This window comes from Streptomyces sp. NPDC090083 (assembly GCF_044747445.1).
Taxonomy (GTDB): Bacteria; Actinomycetota; Actinomycetes; order Streptomycetales; family Streptomycetaceae; genus Streptomyces.
In genome coordinates, this window is record NZ_JBIVED010000003.1 from 969,424 (window position 1) to 991,859 (window position 22,436).

Annotated in this window: 17 protein-coding genes; 4 read left to right on the forward strand and 13 right to left on the reverse strand. The window is 71.3% G+C overall.

Features of this window, described 5'->3' with window-relative positions:
- Nucleotides 1-74 precede the first annotated feature (74 nt).
- The 3 genes from pulA to ACIPTO_RS15355 all read left to right on the forward strand — a co-directional run bounded on the left by pulA (nucleotide 75) and on the right by ACIPTO_RS15355 (nucleotide 7,595).
- A complete protein-coding gene (pulA, locus tag ACIPTO_RS15345; RefSeq protein ID WP_401191986.1) occupies nucleotides 75-5,489 on the forward strand; it encodes a pullulanase-type alpha-1,6-glucosidase in 5,415 nt (1,804 codons plus the stop codon).
- Nucleotides 5,490-5,565: 76 nt separating this feature from the next.
- Complete coding sequence (locus tag ACIPTO_RS15350) at nucleotides 5,566-7,185, forward strand: fused response regulator/phosphatase (RefSeq protein ID WP_366314324.1); 1,620 nt, start codon at nucleotides 5,566-5,568, stop codon at nucleotides 7,183-7,185.
- A 53-nt stretch (nucleotides 7,186-7,238) separates the two neighbouring features.
- Entirely contained in the window at nucleotides 7,239-7,595 is a 357-nt protein-coding gene (locus ACIPTO_RS15355) for a 5-carboxymethyl-2-hydroxymuconate Delta-isomerase (protein ID WP_266767949.1), read from the forward strand.
- A gap of 15 nt (nucleotides 7,596-7,610) precedes the next feature.
- Here the strand turns inward: ACIPTO_RS15355 and ACIPTO_RS15360 are convergent, their stop codons facing one another.
- The 5 genes from ACIPTO_RS15360 to ACIPTO_RS15380 form a co-directional block, all read right to left on the reverse strand.
- Nucleotides 7,611-8,300, reverse strand: coding sequence for a TetR/AcrR family transcriptional regulator (locus tag ACIPTO_RS15360; protein WP_366314327.1), 690 nt, complete (start codon nucleotides 8,298-8,300; stop codon nucleotides 7,611-7,613).
- Between the two features lie 56 nt (nucleotides 8,301-8,356).
- Nucleotides 8,357-9,400, reverse strand: a complete 1,044-nt coding sequence (locus ACIPTO_RS15365; RefSeq protein ID WP_401191990.1) for a PDR/VanB family oxidoreductase — start codon at nucleotides 9,398-9,400, stop codon at nucleotides 8,357-8,359.
- Complete coding sequence (locus tag ACIPTO_RS15370) at nucleotides 9,400-10,266, reverse strand: metal-dependent hydrolase (protein ID WP_401191992.1); 867 nt, start codon at nucleotides 10,264-10,266, stop codon at nucleotides 9,400-9,402. The genes ACIPTO_RS15365 and ACIPTO_RS15370 overlap by 1 nt, the downstream gene beginning before the upstream one ends.
- Before the next feature lie 96 nt (nucleotides 10,267-10,362).
- Nucleotides 10,363-12,318: a hypothetical protein gene (locus tag ACIPTO_RS15375; protein ID WP_401191994.1), complete on the reverse strand. Its 1,956-nt coding sequence runs from the start codon at nucleotides 12,316-12,318 to the stop codon at nucleotides 10,363-10,365.
- Nucleotides 12,319-12,367: 49 nt separating this feature from the next.
- Nucleotides 12,368-12,868 carry a tetratricopeptide repeat protein gene (locus ACIPTO_RS15380; protein WP_366314335.1) on the reverse strand — a complete coding sequence of 167 codons (501 nt, stop codon included), beginning with the start codon at nucleotides 12,866-12,868 and terminating at the stop codon, nucleotides 12,368-12,370.
- A 139-nt stretch (nucleotides 12,869-13,007) separates the two neighbouring features.
- Here ACIPTO_RS15380 and ACIPTO_RS15385 point away from each other — a divergent pair, with 139 nt between their 5' ends.
- Complete coding sequence (locus tag ACIPTO_RS15385; RefSeq protein WP_366314337.1) at nucleotides 13,008-13,409, forward strand: hypothetical protein; 402 nt, start codon at nucleotides 13,008-13,010, stop codon at nucleotides 13,407-13,409.
- Between the two features lie 98 nt (nucleotides 13,410-13,507).
- Here ACIPTO_RS15385 and ACIPTO_RS15390 read toward each other — a convergent pair whose 3' ends face one another.
- The 8 genes from ACIPTO_RS15390 to ACIPTO_RS15425 all read right to left on the reverse strand — a co-directional run bounded on the left by ACIPTO_RS15390 (nucleotide 13,508) and on the right by ACIPTO_RS15425 (nucleotide 22,394).
- Nucleotides 13,508-15,070 carry a DUF1996 domain-containing protein gene (locus tag ACIPTO_RS15390; RefSeq protein ID WP_366314339.1) on the reverse strand — a complete coding sequence of 521 codons (1,563 nt, stop codon included), beginning with the start codon at nucleotides 15,068-15,070 and terminating at the stop codon, nucleotides 13,508-13,510.
- A gap of 183 nt (nucleotides 15,071-15,253) precedes the next feature.
- A complete protein-coding gene (locus tag ACIPTO_RS15395; RefSeq protein ID WP_366314341.1) occupies nucleotides 15,254-15,907 on the reverse strand; it encodes a response regulator transcription factor in 654 nt (217 codons plus the stop codon).
- Nucleotides 15,892-17,154, reverse strand: coding sequence for a sensor histidine kinase (locus ACIPTO_RS15400; RefSeq protein WP_401191998.1), 1,263 nt, complete (start codon nucleotides 17,152-17,154; stop codon nucleotides 15,892-15,894). Before ACIPTO_RS15400 ends, ACIPTO_RS15395 begins: the two co-directional genes overlap by 16 nt.
- A gap of 126 nt (nucleotides 17,155-17,280) precedes the next feature.
- A complete protein-coding gene (locus tag ACIPTO_RS15405; RefSeq protein WP_401192000.1) occupies nucleotides 17,281-18,288 on the reverse strand; it encodes an NAD-dependent epimerase/dehydratase family protein in 1,008 nt (335 codons plus the stop codon).
- 60 nt (nucleotides 18,289-18,348) lie between these two features.
- The gene (locus tag ACIPTO_RS15410; protein WP_366314347.1) at nucleotides 18,349-18,921 is read right to left on the reverse strand and encodes a winged helix-turn-helix domain-containing protein; all 573 of its coding nucleotides are present in this window, start codon (nucleotides 18,919-18,921) and stop codon (nucleotides 18,349-18,351) included.
- Nucleotides 18,922-19,214: 293 nt separating this feature from the next.
- Nucleotides 19,215-20,153, reverse strand: coding sequence for a DUF6891 domain-containing protein (locus tag ACIPTO_RS15415; RefSeq protein WP_401192003.1), 939 nt, complete (start codon nucleotides 20,151-20,153; stop codon nucleotides 19,215-19,217).
- An 84-nt stretch (nucleotides 20,154-20,237) separates the two neighbouring features.
- Nucleotides 20,238-21,275, reverse strand: coding sequence for a glutamine synthetase (glnII, locus tag ACIPTO_RS15420; protein WP_366314351.1), 1,038 nt, complete (start codon nucleotides 21,273-21,275; stop codon nucleotides 20,238-20,240).
- Between the two features lie 417 nt (nucleotides 21,276-21,692).
- On the reverse strand, nucleotides 21,693-22,394 hold the full coding sequence (locus ACIPTO_RS15425; protein WP_401192006.1) for a hypothetical protein: 702 nt from the start codon (nucleotides 22,392-22,394) through the stop codon (nucleotides 21,693-21,695).
- Nucleotides 22,395-22,436 lie beyond the last annotated feature (42 nt).

Consider the following 22,436-nt stretch of genomic DNA (forward strand, 5'->3'; position numbering starts at 1 on the left):
AACCCTTGCGTCGGCGATACGGTCTCGCCGGGGTCGGACCCGAACTGAGCCGTAATCGCAAGGAGTTCACGCCTGTGATACCGAGATGGCCGGCGTCCCGCACACGCCGCACCGAGCGACGGAGAAGGGCCACGGGTGTGATCGTCGCCGCGCTCCTCGCGGCCTTCGTCCAGCCCCTGGCCGCTCACGCGGCCGCCCCGCCCGCACCTCCGTCGGACGCCGCGCTGGCCGCGACGCCCGCCCGGCACGACGACACCCGCGAGCAGTTCTACTTCGTGATGCCGGACCGGTTCGCGAACGGCGACACCTCCAACGACCGCGGCGGGCTGACCGGTTCACGGCTGAGCACCGGCTACGACCCCACCGACAAGGGCTTCTACCAGGGCGGTGACCTCAAGGGCCTGACGAACAGGCTCGACTACATCAAGGGCCTCGGCACCACCGCCATCTGGATGGCCCCGATCTTCAAGAACCAGCCCGTGCAGGGGACCGGCGCCGACGCCTCCGCCGGCTACCACGGTTACTGGATCACGGACTTCACGAAGGTCGACCCGCACTTCGGCACCAACAAGGACCTCGCGACCCTCATCTCCAAGGCCCACGCCAAGGGCATGAAGGTCTTCTTCGACGTCATCACCAACCACACCGCCGACGTCGTCGACTACGAGGGCGCGTCCTACGACTACCTCTCCAAGGGCGCCTTCCCGTACCTCACCAAGGACGGGCGGCCCTTCGACGACGCCGACTACGCGGACGGGAGGAAGGCCTTCCCCGCCGTCACCACGGCGTCCTTCCCCAAGACCCCGACCGTCCCGGCCGGCAAGGCGGACGTGAAGGTCCCGTCCTGGCTCAACGACCCGACGATGTACCACAACCGGGGCGACTCGACCTACGTCGGCGAGAACGCCACCTACGGCGACTTCTCCGGCCTCGACGACCTGTGGACCGAACGCCCCGAGGTCGTCAGCGGCATGGAGAAGATCTACGAGAAGTGGGTCCGCGACTTCGACGTCGACGGCTTCCGCATCGACACCGTGAAACACGTCGACATGGACTTCTGGACCCAGTGGGCCACCGCCCTCGACCGGTACGCCGCACAGCACGGCCGGAAGAACTTCTTCATGTTCGGCGAGGTCTACTCCGCCGACACGTCCGTCACCTCGCCGTACGTCACCCAGGGCCGCCTGGACGCCACGCTCGACTTCCCCTTCCAGGACGCGGCCCGCGCCTACGCCTCCCAGGGCGGCAGCGCGCAGAGGCTCGCGAGCGTCTTCGGCGACGACTACAAGTACACGACCGACAAGGCGAACGCCTACGAACAGGTCACCTTCCTCGGCAACCACGACATGGGCCGCATCGGCTACTTCCTCGGCCAGGACAACCCGAAGGCCACCGACGCCCAACTCCTCGCCAAGGACCGGCTCGCCAACGAGCTGATGTTCCTCAGCCGCGGCAACCCCGTCGTCTACTACGGCGACGAACAGGGCTTCACCGGCTCCGGCGGCGACAAGGACGCCCGCCAGCCGATGTTCGCGTCGAAGATCGCCGACTACCTCGACGACGACGAGATCGGCACCGACCGCACGGCCGCCGCCGACGCCTACGACCCGACTGCCCCGCTGTACCGGCAGATCGCGGCCCTCTCCACGCTCCGCAAGGCCAACCCGGCCCTCACCGACGGAGTCCAGACCGAGCGCTACGCGGCCGACGGCGCCGGCGTCTACGCCTTCACACGGACGGGCACGGGAGCGGACCGCACCGAATACGTCGTCGCCCTCAACAACGCCGGCACCGCGCGGACGGCGACCTTCGCGACCGGTTCGCCGGACATGAAGTACCGCGGGATCTACGGCACTTCGGCCACCGCGACGAGCGGCGCCGACAGCAAGGTGACCGTCACCGTACCCGCCGGTGCGGCCATCGTCCTCAAGGCGGCCGGCGCCCTCGCCAGGCCCGTCACCAAGCCCGCCATCACCCTCAGGGCCCCGGACGCGGGCGCCACCGGCACCGTCGAGCTGAGCGCCGACGTCACCGGCGGCCAACTCGACCGGGTCGTCTTCGCCGCCCAGACCGGCAACGGCGCATGGCGGACCCTCGGCTCCGCCGACCACGCCCCGTACAAGGTCACGCAGACCATCGGCACGGACGTACCGGCGGGAACAGCCCTGCGGTACAAGGCAGTCGTCGTCGACTCCGCCGGACGCACGGCGAGCGCGACGGCCGTCTCCACCACCGGCACCCCGCCCGCCGAGGAGATCCCCACCGCCTCCTCGCGCGACTACGTGATCGTCCACTACAAGCGCACCGACGGCGACTACGCCGACTGGGGCCTGTACGCCTGGGGCGACCTCGCCGACGGCGAGGGGACGACCTGGCCCGCGAGCCATCCCTTCGTCGGCCGGGACGCCTACGGCGCCTTCGCCTACGTCAAGGTGAAGCCCGGGGCGACGAACGTCGGCTTCCTGGTGATCGACAAGGACGGCGACAAGGACGTCTCCGCCGACCGCTCGATCGACGTCACGCAGACCGGCGAGGTGTGGATCGAGCAGGGCAAGGAGGACGTGCGGACGCAGCGGCCCGACTACCCGGCGCAGGACACCACCAAGGCCGTCCTCCACTACCACCGCGCCGACGGCGACTACACCGGCTGGGGTCTGCACGTCTGGACGGGCGCCGCGAACCCCACGGACTGGTCGAGCCCGCTCCAGCCGGTGCGGACCGACGCGTACGGTGCCGTCTTCGAGGTACCGCTGAACTCCGGTGCGACCAGCCTCAGTTACATCCTCCACAAGGGCGACGAGAAGGACCTCTCCGCCGACCAGTCGCTCGACCTCAGAACTGACGGCAACGAGGTGTGGCTCCTGAACGGCCAGGAGAAGCACCTCCTGCCCCAGCCCGCCGGGAGTGCCGCCGCCCTCGACCTGACCACCTCCAAGGCCGTCTGGATCGACCGGAACACGGTCGCCTGGAACGGCTCCGACGCCGCCGCCTCCACCCAGCTCGTGTACTCCCACGACGGCTCGATCACCGCGAAGGACGGCACCCTGACCAGCGACGACGAGCGCTGGCTGCGGCTCTCGAAGACCACGCTCAGCGACGCCCAGAAGGCCAAGTTCCCCTATCTGAAGGACTATGCGGCCTGGTCCGTCGACCCGCGCGACCGGGGACGCGTGAAGGAGGCCCTGGGCGGACAGCTCGTCGCCTCCCAACGGGCCGTGAACGGCGCCGTGCTGGCCGCCACCGGCGTACAGCTCGCCGGCGTGCTCGACGACGTGTACGCCTCCGCGACCAGGGCCGACCTCGGCCCGACCTTCCGCGACGGCCGTCCCACACTGGCCGTCTGGGCGCCGACCGCGCAGAGCGTCTCCCTCGACCTCGACGGCTCGCCCAAGAGGATGACCCGGGACGCCGGCACCGGCGTCTGGTCCGTCACCGGTCCGGCCTCCTGGAAGAACAAGCCGTACCGGTACGTCGTGAAGGTGTGGGCGCCGACCGTCCGGAAGGTCGTCACCAACGAGGTCACCGACCCCTACTCGGTCGCCCTCACCGCCGACTCCAAGCAGAGCCTCGTCGTCGACCTCGCCGACAAGTCCCTCGCCCCGAGCGGCTGGTCGGGCCTGCGGAAGCCGAAGGCGGTGCCGCTGAAGGACGCGGAGATCCAGGAACTGCACATCCGCGACTTCTCCGTCGCGGACACCACCGTCCCCGCGAAGGACCGGGGGACCTATCTCGCCTTCACCGACAGGAACAGCGACGGCTCGCGGCATCTGCGGGAGCTGGCCGGGTCCGGGACGTCGTACGTGCACCTGCTGCCCGCCTTCGACTTCGCGACCGTCCCCGAGAAGAAGTCCGAGCAGTCCACCACCGGCTGCGACCTCGCCTCCTACGCCGCCGACTCGGAGCAGCAGCAGGCCTGCGTGGCGGCCGTCGCCGCGAAGGACGCATACAACTGGGGCTACGACCCGTACCACTTCACCGTTCCGGAGGGCTCCTACGCGACCGACCCGGACGGCACCGGCCGTACCGTCGAGTTCCGGACGATGGTCAAGTCGCTGAACGAGGACGGCCTGCGGGTCGTCATGGACGTGGTCTACAACCACACGGCGGCCAGTGGACAGGCGGACACCTCGGTGCTCGACCGGATCGTGCCGGGCTACTACCAGCGGCTGCTGGCCGACGGCAGCGTCGCGAACTCCACCTGCTGCGCCAACACCGCGACCGAGAACGCCATGATGGGCAAGCTCGTCGTCGACTCCGTCGTCACCTGGGCCAAGGAGTACAAGGTCGACGGCTTCCGCTTCGACCTCATGGGGCACCAGCCGAAGGCCAACATCCTCGCCGTGCGCAAGGCGCTGGACGCGCTGACCCCCGCGAAGGACGGCGTCGACGGCAAGAAGATCATCATGTACGGCGAGGGCTGGAACTTCGGCGAGGTCGCCGACGACGCCCGCTTCGTGCAGGCCACGCAGAAGAACATGGCCGGCACGGGCATCGCGACCTTCTCCGACCGGGCCCGTGACGCGGTGCGCGGCGGCAGCCCCTTCGACGACGACCCGGGCGTCCAGGGCTTCGCGTCCGGGCTCTACACCGACCCCAACGCGTCCACCGCGAACGGGACCGCGGCCGAGCAGAAGGCCCGCCTCCTGCACTACCAGGACCTCATCAAGGTCGGCCTGAGCGGCAACCTCGCGGCGTACCGCTTCACCGACACCGACGGGAAGGACGTCACCGGCGCCGAGATCGACTACAACGGCGCCCCCGCCGGCTACGCGGACGCGCCCGGCGACGCCCTCGCCTACGCCGACGCGCACGACAACGAGTCGCTGTTCGACGCCCTCGCCTACAAGCTGCCCGCGACGACGAGCGCCGCCGACCGGGCCCGGATGCAGGTCCTCGCGATGGCCACCGCCACCCTGTCGCAGGGTCCGTCGCTCTCCCAGGCCGGGACCGACCTGCTGCGCTCCAAGTCCCTGGACCGCAACTCCTTCGACAGCGGTGACTGGTTCAACGCGGTCCACTGGAACTGCGCGGACGGCAACGGCTTCGGGCGGGGCCTGCCGATGGCGGCCGACAACGCGTCCAAGTGGCCTTACGCGAAGGGCCTGTTGACGTCGGTGAAGGTGGGCTGCGGGCAGATCGACGGGGCCTCGGCCGCGTACCAGGAGCTGCTGAGGATCCGTACCACCGAGCCCGTCTTCTCGCTCGGCACGGCCGCGCGGGTGCAGTCGCAGATGTCCTTCCCGCTGTCCGGGAAGGACGAGACACCCGGGGTGATCACCATGGAACTCGGCGATCTCGTCGTGGTGTTCAACGCGACGCCTACCGAACAGAACCAGCGGGTCGGGGCGTTGGCCGGTACCGGCTACCGGCTGCACCCGGTGCAGGCCGGGGGCGCCGACGCCACCGTGAAGGCGGCCTCGTACGCGAAGGGGACGGGCACCTTCGCCGTTCCGGGGCGCACTGTGGCGGTATTCACACGGACACCCTGAAAGCGCATTACCGTAGTGGGGCGGGCTGTGGTCACCGGCCTGCCCCACCGGTGTGTCAAAGGGCCAGGTCTGAGAAATGGACGTCAACGGCAAGCTGACGCACGCGACCGTACTGGTCGTCGACGACGAGCCGGCGAGCCGGTTCGCGGTCGAGAGCGTGCTGAGCCGTGCCGGGCATCGGGTCATGGCGGTCGGCAGCGGCGCCGAGGCGCTCGCCGAACTCGACGTGCGGCTGCGCAAGGGGAACCTCCCGGACGTGGCGCTGATCGACGTGCACCTGCCGGACATGAGCGGCTTCGAACTGTGCGGGCTGCTCAAGGAGCGGCCGCGGATGGCGGGCCTGCCGGTCGTGCACGTCTCCGCGCTCGCCGCACCGCCGAGCAACCGCTGCCAGGCGCTCGACGCGGGCGACGAGGCCTTCCTGACCGTGCCCGCGGAGCCCGAGGAGATCGAGGCGGCCGTCCGCTCGGCGGTCCGCGCCGCCCGGCTGCGGGCCGACGACCAGGCGCTCGTCAAGAGGCTGACCCTGCTGTCCGAGATGATCGTCACCATCCAGGCGGCGCGCTCCCTCCAGGAACTCGTCGACGTCGCCGCCGACGGCACCGCACGGCTCACCGGCACCCCGGCCGCCGTGTTCGTCCTCGACCGGGACGACCAGCTGTACCGCGGCCTGCCCCGGGACCGCACCGCGGTCGCGCTGCCGGGCGAGGACGCCGACCGGGCCGTGGCCCGGCTGCTGCGGCGGCTCTCCCAGGGCCAGTCCGGGGTGCAGATCACCACCGTGCCGGCGCCGCTGTGGCCCACCGGGTTCTTCCGGCCGGGCGTGGAGCACGACGCGCGCCTCGCGCTCGTCCTCACCCAGGAGGGCCGGGCCCCGGTCTGCCTCGCCGCCCCCACCCGCGGACTGCGCCGGGTCGGCCCCGAGGCCGGCGCGCTGATCGCGCAGCTCGCCCAGGCCACCGCGCTCGCCGCCGAGCCGCTCCTCATGTACCAGGTCGAGCGGCATGTGGCCCTCACCCTGCAGCGCAGCTTCCTGCCCAAGCCGGACCGGCTGCCCGAACTCCGCGGCACGGACGTCGTGGTGCGGTACGTGCCCGCGTCCCAGGACACCGAGATCGGCGGCGACTTCTACGCCGTCCTGAAGGTCGGCTCGCGTGTGCTCTTCGTCGTCGGCGATGTCGTCGGGCACTCGCTGGAGGCGGCCACCGTCATGGTCGAGATTCGGCACGCCCTGCGCGCCTACTGCGTCGACGAGAGCGACCCGAGCGTGCTGGCCGAGCGGCTGGACCGGATGCTCCGGCACTACCACCCGGAGACCACGGCCACCGTCTGCCTGGTCCTGGTCGACCCGGACACCGGGCGCACCCTCATCTCCAACGCGGGGCACATCCCGCCGCTGATCATCCGGGACAGCGGCAGCGCGGACTACGCCAAGGCCTCGGGCCCGCTGCTCGGCGTGGGCCTGTCCCATCCGCCGCCCACGGAGCTGTTCCTCGAACCCTCCGACCGGCTCCTGATGATCACCGACGGCCTCATCGAGACCCGCGGCACCGACCTGTCCGCGTCGATGGACCAGCTTCGCGCGGCGGCCTCCGGCGCCCTGCCCGGCCTGGACGCCCTGTGCGACACCCTGCTCGACTGCTTCGGCGTCGACCGGGACGACGACATCGCGATGCTGGCGCTGCGGCTGGGCTGAGCCCGCGGGCGGTTAGGGTGAGCCCGTTGTTGGCTGAGAAACAGGAGCGCCTGATGCCGCAGATCACCGTCGACCACTCCCACACCATCTCCTTCGACCAGGACGGTTTCGCCCGTGCGCTGCACCAGGCGGTGGTCGAGATCGCCGCGGCGAAGCCGGAGGCGTGCAAGACGCAGTTCCGCCCGAGCGAGTACACGGCCTTCGGGTACGAGGGTCTCGACGAGCTGGGTCACACCGTCGTGCACGTCACCCTCGGCCTGCTCGCCGGGCGCACCGAGGAGACCAAGGCCAAGCTGACCGAGAAGGTCCTGGAGCTGCTCCGCGAGTACATCGACGAGGACGGCTCGGTGCTGCACGCCTCGGCCGAGGTCCGCGAACTGGACGCGTCCTACCGGAAGTTCGAGCGCTAGAACGCTCCGTACGACCTAGGACGCCAGCGCGATCAGCCGGACGACGAGGTCGCTGAACGGCCCGTCGCCCGGCTCGTGCTTGAGCGACTCGCGGAGCAGGGCGCCGAGTTCGTCGTCGTAGGCCGCGCTGACCGCGGCCAGCGCCCCGAAGTCGTGCACGAGTTGGCGTTCCAGGTCGGCGCGCGGGATGCGCCGGCCGTCCAGCCAGATCAGGGCCGTCGACTCGACGAGCGAGATCCACGACCGGATCATCAGCTCCAGCCGCGCGGGCGGGTCCTGGACCTTCATATGGGACAGGATCTGGAGGTACGCGGCCTGCCGCACCCCGTCGACCAGCGCGTTGGTGGTGGACGAGCCGACCGCGGGACCGCCGCGCATCAGCGCCGCGAAGCCCGGCCCGTGGTCGTCCACGAAGTCGAAGAACCGGCCCATCACCCGCAGCAGCCGTCCGCCGAGCGAGCCTTCCTCGGCGACCACGAACCGTCCGGCCAGATCGTCCGAGGCGCGCTGCAACGCGGCCTCGTACAAGCTGAGTTTGCCGGGGAAGTAGTGGTAGACCAGCGGCCGGGAAATGCCCGCGGCGGCGGCTATCTCGTCGATGGAGACCTCGTCGGGCGAGCGACGGCTGAAGAGGTCGAGAGCGACGCCGATCAGCTGCTGCCGCCGTTCCTCGACTCCCATCCTGCGGCGAACCCCGGTACTCATGCGAACACCTTACCGATCGGAACCGGAGCTCAACGGCCCGGTCCCTCCAAGGTCGTTCACATGTCCAGCACGATTCGCTCACCACGGGCCCGGGACACACAGATCAGCATCGAGTCATCACGCTCCGCGTCCGTGAGCAGCTCGTCCCGGTGCTCCACCTCCCCTTCCACCACGCGCTGTTGGCAGGTTCCGCAGAACCCCTGTTCACAGGAGTAGAGCGTGTCGGGCAGCTCCGCCCGGACGGCGGCCAGCACCGTGGAGTCGGCGGCCACGGTCAACGTCCGTCCGCTGCGCCGGAGTTCGACCTCGAAGGCGGTGTCTCCGCCACTGGCTCCGCCCAACTGGGCCCGGGGCGCGAAGCGTTCGAGCCGCACGTCCGGGAACCGCTCCGCCACGGCCGCCATCATCTCCTCGGGCCCGCAGCAGTAGACGACGGTCTCCTCGGGCAACTCCGCGCGCAGCGCGTCCAGTTCGGGTCGCCGCCCGCTCGCGACGGTGACCCGGTCCGCGCCGAACTCCGCCAACTCGTCCAGGAACGGCATGGAGTCCGGCGTTCGGCCCGCGTACACCAGCCGCCAGTCGGCGCCCTCCGGCAGCGCCCGCAGCATCGGCAGGACCGGGGTGATCCCGATGCCGCCGACGACGAAGACGTAGGACGGCGCCGCGATCAGCGGGAACCTGTTGCGCGGTCCCCGGACCTCCAACTCCGTTCCCTCCCGCACCTGTTCGTGCACCTCGCGGGAACCGCCCCGCCCGTCCCGCACCAGTCGCACGGCGACCGTGTACGACGAGGTGTCCGCCGGGTCCCCGCACAGCGAGTACTGCCGGACCAGCCCCGAGGGCAGCACCAGATCGATGTGCGCCCCGGGCTCCCAGCGCGGCAGGTCCACCCCTTCCAGGCGCAGTCGTACGACGTCCTCGGCGACCGTCTCCCGCGCGGCGACCCGGAGCCGCAGTGCCCGGGTGCGCGGCCGGCCGGAGACGGGCGGGTCGAGGGCGGGCAGCGGCCACAGCGGCGAGGCCCGCACCCGGCGCCGTAGCGCGCTGCGGGTCAGCAGGGCGGCGCCGGCCAGGACGGCGACGGTGAGAGGCTTGGGCACTACTCGGCCCTCTTCTCGGCGGCCACCGCCGCGGGTGAGGACGCGAGGTAGGCGACGGCCTGCTCGGTGCTGCCCTCGTGGGAGGGGTGGTAGGCGCGGCTCAGGTAGCGGGGGATGGACCTGAGCATGTCCCCGGTGGCGGGCAGGGTGCCGCGCTTCCCGGCGACGTAGAAGTCCTTGAAGCTCACGTGGGGGTCGGCGAGGGTCGGGTCGTTCGCCATGAAGAAGCGGGAGCCGCGCTGCCACAGGAACATCAGGGCGGCGAAGGCGGTCGCCCAGGTGCGGGCGCGGCGCCGGTAGCCGCCGTCGACGTGCATGAAGAGGTCGAAGGCGACGGAGCGGTGCTCGACCTCCTCGGCGCCGTGCCAGCGCAGCAGGTCCAGCATGGTCGGATCGGCGCCGCGCCGGTCCAGCTCCTCGGCGTTCAGCACCCAGTTGCCGAGGAACGCGGTGTAGTGCTCGATCGCCGCGATGATCGCGACCCGCTCCATCAGCCACCACGCGCGGGCCCGGCCCGGCGGCAGGGTGCGGTCGCCGAGCAGCTTCTCGAAGAACCAGTCGACCTGCGCGGTGTAGGGCGTCGGGTCGAGGCCCAGTTCCCTGAGGTGGGGGAGGACCTCGTCGTGGGCCTGGGAGTGCATCGCCTCCTGGCCGATGAACCCGATCACGTCCTCGCGCAGCCGGTCGTCCCGGATGAGGGGCAGCACCTGCTTGTAGACATGCACGAACCACCGCTCACCCGCGGGCAGCAGCAGATGCAGCACGTTGATCGTGTGCGTGGTGAAGGGGTCGCCGGGCACCCAGTGGAGCGGCGTGCCCTCCCAGGAGAAGGACACCTTCCGGGCCTTGAGCGGCTTGTTGGACATGACGTCAATGTACTGACGGGTAAGTCCCTGGGGAAGCCTTGTGCGGAGACTTGTTGACACGAATGTCAGCGAGGGTCGGGGCCTCCCGGGGACCGGTCAGCGCAGGCCCGTGATGGTGCCGCCGTCGGCCAGCGTCCCCTTCAGCTCGGCCTGGACGCCCTGCCGCGTCTTCACCGCCAGCAGAGCACCCTGTGCCGAGCCGTTGACCCCGCCCGTCGCCGTCACGGCCTCCGTGCCCTTGCCGGCCGCCGCCAGCAGGTACCAGCCGCCCGCCGCCGACTTCCACAGCACCCCGGCCAGCACATGGGGGTCGCGCGCCCCGCAGGCCGCCACGTCCTGCGCCTTCGCCGCGACCGCGCCGTACGTCCCGCCCGGCGTGCGGAACTGCGCCAGCACCCGCTCGCCGCCGCCCCGCCAGGTCTCCGCCCGCGTGCACACCCACTCCGCCGCACCGCTCGCGTCGGGCAGCGGCTGCTCGGCGTACTGCCAGGAGTTCACCGACCGTACGCCCAGCGAGCGCATCGCGCCGAGCGAGCAGGCGTACGGCGCCCAGGCGTGCCGCGCCGCCGAGCCCGACACCTCGTGCACCGCGCCGGGGCGGCCCGCGGTGAGGTGCGCGGGGACCAGTTCGCCGAGGTCGCTCACCAGCCGGGTGCCGGTGTCGTCGGTCAGCTGGAGCACGTTCCACGACGTGCACGCGCCGGTCGCCGTCGCGGGGCTGGCCATCGGTGAGGTGATCCCGTCGGTGAGGGTCATCGGCAGCTCGCCGGCGTTCGGCTTCTGCAGGTCCCGCTCGGTCACCTTCTTCACCCAAGGGGCCGTCAGATAGCGGACGTTGCCGTCGGCCCGGTCCAGGACCACCGCGTCCGCCTCGGCCCCGGTCGCGCCGTCGACCCGCGCGAAGTCCAGCGCGGCGCCCTTGGTGCCGTCCTTCGGCTCCGCGTAGCGGGCGATGCGCAGACCGTCGTAGAGGATCACCACGCGCGCGTTGTCGACCGTGCCCGCGTACAGGAGCTGGGGTGGTCCGGCCGGGCCGCCGGACGGGGTGCCGGGGGTGGCCGAGACCTGGACGGACTCGCCGGGGCGAGCCCAGACGGCGAGGGCGCGGCGCAGCAGCGCGGTGTCGCCGGTGAGGTCGCCGCGGGCCGGCCAGACGGAGAAGTCCTCGCGCGCGGAGGACTGCCACGCGGTGGGCGCGATGCGCGTCAGCTTGCCGGGGTTCAGGGCGGCTTCGGACGCCGGGTTCTGCGCGTACGCGGGGGCGGCGGCGCCGTCCGGGCCCCAGCCGCCGCCGGGCAGCGCGAGCAGCGCACCGCACACGACGACGGCCGCGGCGGCGGCGAGGGCCGCCCTGCCGTGCTGGCGGCGGCGCATCAGGTCGGTGGGCCGGGCGTGCAGCGAACAGGGGTCGAACTCGGGGGAGTCGAGGAGGTCGTACTGCGCGGGCGTCCCGTCCGCCTCGCGCAGCGCCGCGTCCACCGTGTCGACCCCGGCCGCCGCGAGCACCCGGCGGACGTCACCGTCGGGCAGCCGTTCGAGACCCCGCAGCACGTAGGCCGCGCGGGCCGGGCCGGAGAGGGCCGACAGCCGCTGGTCCAGGGCGAGTTCGTCGGCGCCTCCCGAGCGCGGGAAGAGCCGCAGGCCCCGCACCTGGGGGAGCAGCGGCGGGAGCTGGGAGCGTTTGGGCAGCGCGCGGAACGACAGCGGGAGGCCCGCCTCCAGCGCCGTACGCACCACCTGGAGGCGGACGAAGGCGTAGCCCGGGTCGACGTCCCGGCCGTCCCCCGCCCGCGCATTCGCTCGGTCGGGGTGACCCCCGTTCTGGGCCGGGATCGCGGACGCGGACGCGCGGCCCCGGGGCAGGGCGCGCTGGGTGAGGGCGTGCGCGGTCAGGACGCGCCGGTTGCGGCCGAGGCTCGGGGGGAGCACCAGGTAGGCGAGCCGGACGAGCCGTGGATAGTGCTCGACGAGCGCGGCCTCGGCCTGTTCGACATCGACGACCGGGTCGGTGGGTGAAGCTGGGGGGCGCTTGGCGACATCCTGTGACTGCACGTTCAGCAAAACGAGCGAACGGTGAGTTGGTCACCGCCGTCCGGACGACTCAGGCCCCGGGCTCGACCAGCGCGCGTGCGTAGTTCGCCATCGACCGCTGGTAGCGCGGCAGATGGGGCGCGAGGGCGCCCAGCACGAGGGACAGGCCCTCGCGGTCGCGGCCGAGACCGGACAGGCACAGGGCGAGGCATGCGCGGACCGCGTCGTCCAACTCGTCCGAGGGGCCGTCGAGTTCGGGCGTCAGCAGCTTGACGCCCTCCTCCGCCTGCCCGATGTTCCGCAGGGAGCTGGCGAGTTGGATCTTCGCCCGGCGTCCCTTGTAGCCGCCGAGCCCGCGGGCGAGTGCCTCCCGGTACAGCGGGGCGGCCCGGTCGGAGTGCCCCGTCGAGTCCCAGGCGCAGGCCTGCTCGAAGGGCCCCAGCGGGCTGCCGTCCGGGAGTTCGGCGACGAGCGCGTCGATCACCGCCCGGAAGTCGGCGGCCCGTTCCTCCGGATACGCGTCGAAGGTCGCCCACGCGGCGGTCGTACGGTCTTCCCAGTCCTGGTTCACGGGCGCCACCTTCGCACACGCGTACAGCCGGGGACCACGGATTTGAGCGCGGGGCGCGTCAGGGCCGTATCGAAGGAGAAGGTCCCTCGCCGGGGCCGACTGCGGCATGCTGCTGACCGGACGACCGGAGGAACGACAGATGAGGCTGACCCGACCGATGCTCGCGGTGGCCGGCGCCACGGCGGCGCTGGCGCTGGTGGGCTGCGGCGCCGACACCAAGGCCGCGACCGTACCGACGGCGGCCACCGGCAGCCTGGAGAGCCTGGCGGCCAAGGTGAAGTGCACGCCCGACATCCAGACCGACGCCGACGAACTCCGCCAGGCCATCTGCAAGATGAGCTACGGCAAGTTCGTCCTGGCGACCTTCGCCACCGACCGCGGCCAGCGCGAGTGGATCAACGACGCGAAGGACTACGGCGGTTTCTACCTCGTCGGCCGCAAGTGGGTCGTCGTGGGCACCGACACGATCGTCAAGAAGCTGCAGACCACGCTCGGCGGCGACGAGGAGATCGGCACCGACCACTCGAAGCACACGAGCTGAACTCCCGCCGGGGGAAAGCCCCTTGGCCTTGGCGGCACACGAAAGCGGGCGGTGGGAGAATCCCACCGCCCGCTTCCTACTGCTTGCCGGTCAGCTGCTCACTGGCAGTTCTTGCCGGAGTTGACGCAGTTGGCGATCTTCGCCGCCAGGTTGTTCTTGGTGACGCTGATGAAGTCGTCGTGGTCGGTCGACGGCTTGTGCAGCTGCTCCGGGAATCCGTCCACCGCGTAGGCGTTCTTCACGGTGCCGTTCGCCTGGAGGGTGGGGGGCGTGATCTTGTAGACCAGGCGCATCGTCAGCTGCGGGATGGCCTTGAAGCCGTTGCCGCAGACACCGCTCGCCGGGTCCGCGAAGGCCACGTGCGTACGGTGGTTGGCGCTGTCGATGTTCACACCGTCCCAGCAGCTCTGGAACGCGAAGGTGCGGACCACGTTGCTGCCCCGCGGGCAGATCGGGTACTGCTCCGTCAGCTGGACCTTGGTCTCGAAGCCGGTGCAGCTCCAGTGCGCGTTGGCGTTGGCCAGACCGTTGGTCGTGGTCTTGGCGTCACCGGTGATGATGCGCAGGAACTGCGGCATCGCGACGACCTTGGAGGCGGGCGAGCCGACGTACTTGATCTGCGCCGACACCGGGGTCAGGATCTTGCCGACGTTGCCTTCCTTGCCACCGCCGTCCGCGTTCTGGTCGAAGTCCTGCGTACCGTTCTGGACGCGCACGACCGGCCAGTAGTACGACGAGAGGTCACTCTGGTTCTGGCAGCTGGAGGGGGCGGCCAGCAGCGAGTCGTTCGTGGAGAACGCGTTGACCTTCTGGTTGCCGACGTAGTCGTGCAGGTGGTGCGCGCCGTTGTTCACACCGGGCGCCACGATGACGTTGTCGGTGTTGTGGTTCTTGTTGGCGTTGACACCGCACCGGGTGGTGAAGCTGCCCTTCGAGGCCTGAGCCTGGTTCTGGGGCTTCGCCAGGACGTTGTTCGCGACCTTCGTGATGTCCACGAAGTCCGCGGCCACCGGACCGTTGCCGGCCTGGCCGCCGATGTTGGCGGGCGCGGAGGCACTGGCACTCGGCGCGGCCGTGTTGCCGTTGTTCTGGCCGCCGTTGTTGCCGTTGCCGTTGTTCTGTCCGCCGTTGTTGTTCTGTCCGCCGCCGTTGTTGTTCTGACCACCGGCGGTGGTGTTGTTGGCGTTCTGCGTGGTGCAGGCGGCGAGCTGCTTCAGCGCGTTCGCGTTGACGGAGCCGCCCACTCGCTGGATGTCGATGCGAATGCGGTCGATCGTCGCGGCCCGCTTCTCCTTGAGGGGACCGACGATCGCGTTCTGCACGAAGCTCGCGTCGTTCGCCTGGGCCTGACGCGTCGACGCGAGCCGGGCGTAGGCCTCGGTGATCTGCTTGTCGAGGTTCGCCAGTTCGACGGCGACACCCTGACGAGCCTTCTGCGGCACGTTCGTCAGCTGCTGGCCGACGTCCGGGCAGGCGATCGTCGCGACCTGCGCCGAAGCGGCGGCGGCCTTGGTCTCGTTCTGGCCCGACGAGTTGGACTCGTGCGCCGAAGCGTTCATCTGCGCCCAGAGCAGCCCGCCCCCACCGAGCACTAGGGCAGCCGATGCGGCAATGGCCTTGGTGGCCAGCGGCGTACGGCGTTTACGATCATTGCGTCCCATGGAACTCCTCTGACTTCCTTGCGGGGCAGCGAGGCGCCCGACAGGAGTGAAGCGGCGCCCATTGATACGCAGGAGGTCCCAGGAGTGTTCAGCAAGCTCAGAAACTGATGAGAGATTCTTGGGTAAGTCCCCTCTCAACTGCCCTTTAAACACCAGCAGTTGTGATCGACTCACAGGTAGTGCTCAGCGTCCCTGATCCAAATAGGCCAGTACCGCCAGTACGCGGCGATTGTCGTCGTCCGAGACTTCTAGTCCCAGTTTGGCGAAAATATTGGACGTGTGCTTCCCGATCGCCCGTTCCGTGACGACGAGTTGCCCGGCGATCGCCGCGTTCGACCGCCCCTGCGCCATCAGTTCCAGCACCTCGACCTCCCGCGGCGTCAGCCGCCCCAGCGGCCGGTCGTCGGCCGCCCGCCGCGCCAGCAGCTGCTGGATGACCTGCGGATCCATCACCGTCCCACCCCCCGCCACCCGTCTCACGGCATCCACGAACTGCTCCGCGTCGAACACCCGGTCCTTCAGCAGATAGCCCACCCCGCCGGTCCCGTCGGCGAGCAGCTCCCGCGCGTACAACTGCTCCACGTGCTGCGACAGCACCAGCACCGGAAGCCCCGGCCGCTCCCGCCGCGCCCGCAACGCGCACTGCAGCCCCTCGTCGGTGTGCGTGGGCGGCAGCCGTACGTCGACGACGGCCACGTCGGGCGCCGACTCGGCCAGCGCCCTGGTGAGTTCGGGCCCGGTCTCCACCGCCGCGGCGATCTCGAAGTCGTAGGCCTCCAGGAGCCGCACCAGCCCGTCCCGCAGCAGGAACAGGTCTTCGGCTAGGACAACGCGCACGGAATCTCCATGGTGACCATGGTGGGACCGCCCGCGGGGCTGCTGACGGCCAGGACGCCGTCGAATGTACCCAGTCGCCGCTCCACTCCGGACAGCCCCGACCCCGCCCCGACCACGGCACCACCTGTGCCGTTGTCCGTCACGGAGATCCGCAACGCGCCCTCCGCGTACCGCAGATCGACCCAGATCCGGTCCGCGCCCGCATGCTTGACGGCGTTGGTGAGCAGCTCGCTGACGGCGAAGTACGCGGCCGACTCGACCGGCGCGTCGGCCCGCCCGCCCCCCAGCTCCGCACCCACCTCCGTCGCCACCGGCATCCGCAACGCCAACGCCCGTACGGCATCGGCGAGTCCGCGCTCCGCCAGCACCGGCGGATGAATCCCGCGCACCAGGTCCCGCAACTCGCCCAACGCCTCGGCGGACGACTGCCGGGCCCGCGCCAGCAACTCCCGGGCCTTCGCCGGGTTCTTCTCCAGCAGCGCCTCGATCGTCCCGAGATCCATCCCCATGGCGACCAGCCGCGCCTGCGCCCCGTCATGCAGATCCCGCTCGATGCGCCGCAGCTCGGCAGCCGAGGAGTCCACCGCGTCCCGCCGCGTCTCGGTCAACACCCGTACCCGCTCGGCGAGTTCACCCGCTCCCGGGGCGAGCACGGCACGCGTCAGCAGGAAGTGCGCCCGCAGCAGCGCAGGCGTGAGGACAGCGGAGGCGGCAAGGATTCCGGCCCCCAGCAACCCGGCGAGCAGCGCACTGCCCTGCCCGCTCACCGGCACGAACCCGTACCACCAGCCGACCCGCGTCCCGTCCGTGAACACCCGCCACAGCCCGAACGCCAACGCGAAGCCCTCCAGCGGATAGAAGACCAGGACGGCGGGCAGCAGCGCGGTCACGAACCCGGCGGTCATGTCGACGGGCAGCCACCACAGATCCCGCCAGGTGGCGGGGTCACCGAGCATCCGGAACGTCCGCGTCCATGGCTTCGCCCCGTCCGGCACCGCCCGGTACGCGGACGGAATTCGCACCCCGCACCACTCGGCCGCGCACACCCGCCGCCGGTCCGCCTGCGCCCGCACCCCGGCCAGCACCCAGGGGGTGGTGATCAGCCCGACCCCCGCGGGAATCAGCGCCAGCGACACGACGACGAGCACGAAGAGCGTCAGTGACCCGCCGAGCGACAGCAGCGCGAGGCCGAGCCCCCGCACCCCGGCGACCACCACATCCCGGACCCGCTCACGGCTGATTTCCATACGCCCAGTCTCACCGAGCGGAGCACCCGGGGTCACGGGGCCGGGCCCCCGTGACGGGGGTGTCGATGGCAACACCCCCCGCCTCGTGCGGGCGTCCTCAGGCGGCTACGGGCCACGGAGCGCGGACTACGACTCCACCGGAACCCCGAGCACCCTCGCCTCGACCGCCGGGTCGAGCCCCACCGCCGGGCGATCGGCCCGCTGCGGCGCGACCCCGCCCACCTCCCGCAACCACGCCCAGGTGTCCGCCACCGTCTCCTCGACAGGCCGACACCTCAACCCCGCCTCCACCGCCCGCGACACATCCGCACCGTGCAACGCGCCGTACCCGTCAGTCCCCGCCGGCACCCACACCGGCAACTGGGTCCACGGCTCGATCCCCGCCCCCAGCACCACCTCCGCCGAGGTCCACCGCAGCTCGGCCCCCGCCCCGCCCGCGACCCGCACACACGCGTCCAGCAAGGACCCCATCGTCGCGTGCCCCCGAGGCGAGATGACGTTGTACGGCCCGCTCGACTCCCGCTCCACGGCACCGAGCAGCCACGCGGCGAGATCCCGCACATCCACGTACTGCAGCGCCAACTCCCGTGGCCCCGGCGCCAGTACGGGCCCGCCCCGGGCGACCCGCCCCAGCCACCACGGCAGCCGGCCGATGTTCTCGTACGGCCCGAGGATGAGCCCGGCCCGCGCGAACACGGACCGCTCCGCCCCGAACGCCCCGAGCGCGGCCAGCTCCCCGCCCCGCTTGTCCCGCGCGTAGTCCGTCCTGTCGGCGTCGGGAGCGGCACCCTCGACGACGGGCGCGTCCTCGGCGTACCCCGAGGGCGGAGCCCACGCGTACACCGAGCAGCTCGACACATACACGTACCGCCCCACCCGGTCGGCGAGCAGCCGCGCCGCGTCGTCGACGGCCCGCGGCGCCGCCGACCAGGTGTCGACCACGGCATCCCACTCGCCGGAGGCCAGCGCGGCGAGCCCGCCGGGCGCGGTGCGGTCACCCCGCAACGCCCGTACCCCGGCCGGGGGTTCGTGCCGTCCCCGGTTGAGGACGGTCACCTCCCAGCCCCGCCTGAGGGCCGCCTCCACGACGGCCCGCCCCGCGAACTCCGTACCGCCCAGCACCAGAAGTCTCATACCGACGACTCTGCCCGCCGGGCCTGCGGAAGGGAACGCCGATCTGCCCTCGGCAGACGGTCAGCGCGCGGTCGGCGGTGTGTACTTGTACCCCACCCGGCGCACGGTCTGGATCGCCTTGCGGTGCTCGACGCCCAGCTTGCGGCGCAGCCGCGCGATGTGGACGTCGACCGTGCGGCCGTCGCCCACATGCCCGTAGCCCCACACCGTGGTGACCAGCTGGTCGCGGGTGTGCACCCGGTTGGGGTGGGCGACGAGATGGGCGAGGAGTTCGAACTCCAGGTAGGTCAGGTCGAGTTCCTCGCCGTTCAGCTGCGCGGTGCGCTGCACGGTGTCGATCCGGACGAGGGGTTCGGCCCCGGCGGGAGGGGCCGGGGCGACCGGGGCGCTGCGGACGAGGTGTGGGCTGTCGGCCGGGATGAGGACGAGGTACCCGACCATCGGCGGCTGCCCCGGGAGCGTGGGCAGCGTGTGCGGCGGCGCGGGCAGCCAGGTGGCACCCGGGGGCAGGAACTCCGCGACGTCGATCACCTCGTCCCGGTCCACGGCGCGCAGATGGTGCCGCGGCGCGTTCGGAGCGGTCGGGGTGGCGGTGTCGAGCGTGGCGGAGGACAGAGAACGGATGATCGCCATGAGAGGTCAGCTTTCGCGCGAGAGGTTCGTCAGGGGGACGTACGTCGAGTCGCGCGGGCCGGAGGCCGAGGGTGTTTCGGCTTTAGAGGGCCGGCGCGTTCATCGCGCGACAACACACCCGGTCGAAGTCGTGGTGCTGACGGGAAGGCCAGAATGGCTCAAGGTCACGGCGACCCGTCGCGGCGCATTTCTGGTGGCTGGCCATGAGCCCATTGAAGCAGACACCGGCCCGGGACAGGACCCTCCTCTCACAGCTTGGACGCTTCCTTGGCGTGAACCGGCCGCCCTGGCCCTCAGCCCACCAGCCGTCGGCGCCAGGTCAGCGGTCCGACGTCGATCGCCCTGTCCGGATCGCCGTCCCAGTGCGCGGACAGCCCGGCGGCGCGCAGCGCGGCCAGCACCTCGTGCCCGACGGCCTCGGTGGTCCCGGCCGAGCCGTCGAACCCGCCGTAGTGCAGCGCGAGGCCGTGCCCCTCGGCGGCGTGCTCGGTGACCTGCTGGTGGAAGAAGACGAACCCGCGGGCGCCCTCGCGCTCGGCGCCTATCTCCGCGAGGCCGCAGCCCCGGCAGCAGGTGAAGTTCTCCCGGGCGGTGATGCCGCTCGCGTCCAGCACCTCGAAGGCGCCGGTGAGCAGCTCGGGCTCGGTGACGCCCTCCCACCGCGCCTGCTCGGCCACCCGGTCCAGCCACAGCCGGTCCACCAGCCGCGCGGCCTGCGCACGCGACACCGGCCGCTCGTCACCGTCGGCCGTCCACTCCTCGGCGAGGGCGGTCAGGGTCCGCCGGTCGTCGTAGCCGCAGCGCAGCCGGACCCGGATCCGCTCCTCGACCTTCTCCCGCACCTCGTCCGGCAGCTCGGGGACCTCTTCCCGGGGACCGAGGTCCACCGGCTCCCACACGACCCCCGCGTCCCACCCGGCCGCCTCCCGGGCCCAGCCGGTCAGCAACTCGGCCGTCCTGTCGGCGCCGTCGACGTCCGTGCCGCGGAACTCGCTCTCGCTCAGCCGGTGTTCGAGGCGGTAGCCCCCGTCCTCCCCGTCCTCCCGGCCCTTCTCGTGCCACACCTGCGCGAAGACGTGCGGAAGGTCCGGTATCCGCTGCACGACCAGGAAACGGTCGCCCGCGCCGCCGATCCGTGCCACCAGCTCCCGCAGCCCGGCCGCCGAAACGCGGCTGTGGGCCTGCCCGTTCTCCGTCTCGACCTTGATGCCGAGACCCCCGTCGATCTCCATGCCCCCACGATGGCACGCGCCACTGACAACGCCGAAGGGCGCCCACCGTGACGGCGGGCGCCCCTCTCGCGAGTGCGGGGTGGATCAGACCTGGCCGGCCTTCTCCAGGGCGGAGCAGCACGTGTCGACGATGAGGCGCGTCACGACGTACGGGTCGACGTTGGCGTTCGGGCGGCGGTCCTCGATGTAGCCCTTGCCGTCCCTCTCGACCTGCCACGGGATACGGACCGAGGCACCGCGGTTGGAGACGCCGTAGGAGTACTCGTTCCACGGGGCGGTCTCGTGCAGGCCCGTCAGGCGGTCGTCGATGCCGGCGCCGTAGTTCTTGACGTGGTCGAGGGGCTTGGAGCCCTCGCCGAGGGACTCGCACGCGGTGATGATCGCGTCGTAGCCCTCGCGCATGGCCTTGGTGGAGAAGTTGGTGTGCGCGCCCGCGCCGTTCCAGTCGCCCTTGACCGGCTTGGGGTCGAGGGTCGCGGAGACGCCGAAGTCCTCGGCGGTGCGGTAGAGCAGCCAGCGGGCGATCCACAGGTGGTCGGAGACCTCCAGCGGGGAGACCGGGCCGACCTGGAACTCCCACTGGCCGGGCATGACCTCGGCGTTGATGCCGGAGATCGCGAGACCGGCCTTGAGGCAGTTCTCCAGGTGGGCCTCGACGATGTCGCGGCCGAAGATCTCGTCGGCGCCGACACCGCAGTAGTAGCCGCCCTGGGGGGCCGGGAAGCCGCCCTCGGGGAAGCCCAGCGGGCGCGAGCCGTCGAAGAAGGTGTACTCCTGCTCGATGCCGAAGACGGGCTCCTGCGAGCCGAACTTCTCGACGACCTCGGCGAGCGCGGCACGGGTGTTGGACTCGTGCGGCGTCATGTCGATGTCGAGGACCTCGCACATGACGAGGATGTCGGCGCCGCCGCGGATCGGGTCCGGGAAGCTGGCGACCGGCTTGAGCACGCGGTCCGAGGAGTGCCCCTCGGCCTGGTTCGTGGACGACCCGTCGAAGCCCCAGATCGGCAGCTCGGCACCGTTCGCCGGGCTCTCGGAGTCCGCCAGTATCTTCGTCTTGGAACGGAGCTTGGCCGTCGGCTGGGTGCCGTCGATCCAGATGTACTCAGCCTTGAAGGTCACGGGCCACATCCTTCGGGGTGGGTCTTTCGGTCGCACTCGCGGTGCTGCGGCGCAGCGGCACTGAGGCGCCACGATTCATGCCGGGCAGCCTGTCAACAGGCGATTTCCCGGCCATTGCCCGAGTGTGAACCCCGTGTTACCTGGTGGTGCTGTGGCGCGATTCACGCGTCCCGCGCCCGCCGTACCGGGGGGAGAGCCGTGCGCGGCCGCGGACGGGCGGCGAGGCCCGCGGTCCCGGTGGCTCGTATGCGATGGGATTGGCCCGTGAGCCCGTGAGCCCGTGAGCCCGTGAGACCTTGGGCCCGGACGCGCCGGTCCCGCCGCCTCTGGCCGGAGGCGGCGGGACCTGTGACACATACCTGGCGGCGGCCCGAGCGACAGGGCCGTCACCTCACCGGTTGTCTCGGACCCTGAGCGTCACCCCACCTTCTGGATCAGAGCACGGCGGATGAGGAACTTGCCGGGCTCGCGGACCTGTTCGAAGGCCGCGTTGTTCAGCAGGACACAGCTGCCGGAGACCGAAGTGACCTTCACCGTCGTGGACTTGTTGTTGTCCAGGTTGGTGACCTTCAGCGTCGTGCCGGCCGGGAACTGGTTGCTGGACGCGGCGGGCGCACCGGCCTCGCCGGAGAGCGTGACGGTCGAGCCGTTGCAGACCTGGCTGCCCGCGGCGGCGTTACCGCCACCGTTGTTGCCCGCCGCCGGCGGAGTCGCGGCCGGCGGGGTCGCGGCCGAGGTGGCGGGGGAGCCCGCGGGAGCCGACTGCGCCGGCGGCGCGGCCTGGGAGTCCTGAGCCGACTCCCCCACCGCACAACCCGACGCCTTCTGCTGCACCTTGATCTGTGCGATGACCGCCTCGCGGTTGGCGATCCGCGCGCTCGACTGGGCGTCGGGGGCCGCGCGCTGGCCGTCGATGAACTTCTGGTTGTTGCCCAGGGCGGTGGCGAGGCCCTGGCAGACCGTCGAGTCGGCGGCCGACAGCGTCCTGGCGTTCTGGGCCGACGGCTGCGACGCGTTCGACGTGGTGGCGAGAGCGAAGGCCCCGCCTCCGGCGACCGCCGCTGCGGTGACCAGCAACGCCAGCTTCTTCTTCGTGCTGGCAGTTCTCCTGCGCGACATGCGCGGCTCCTGTGGGGTAGGGGACCGTTCGCCGGTATGTAC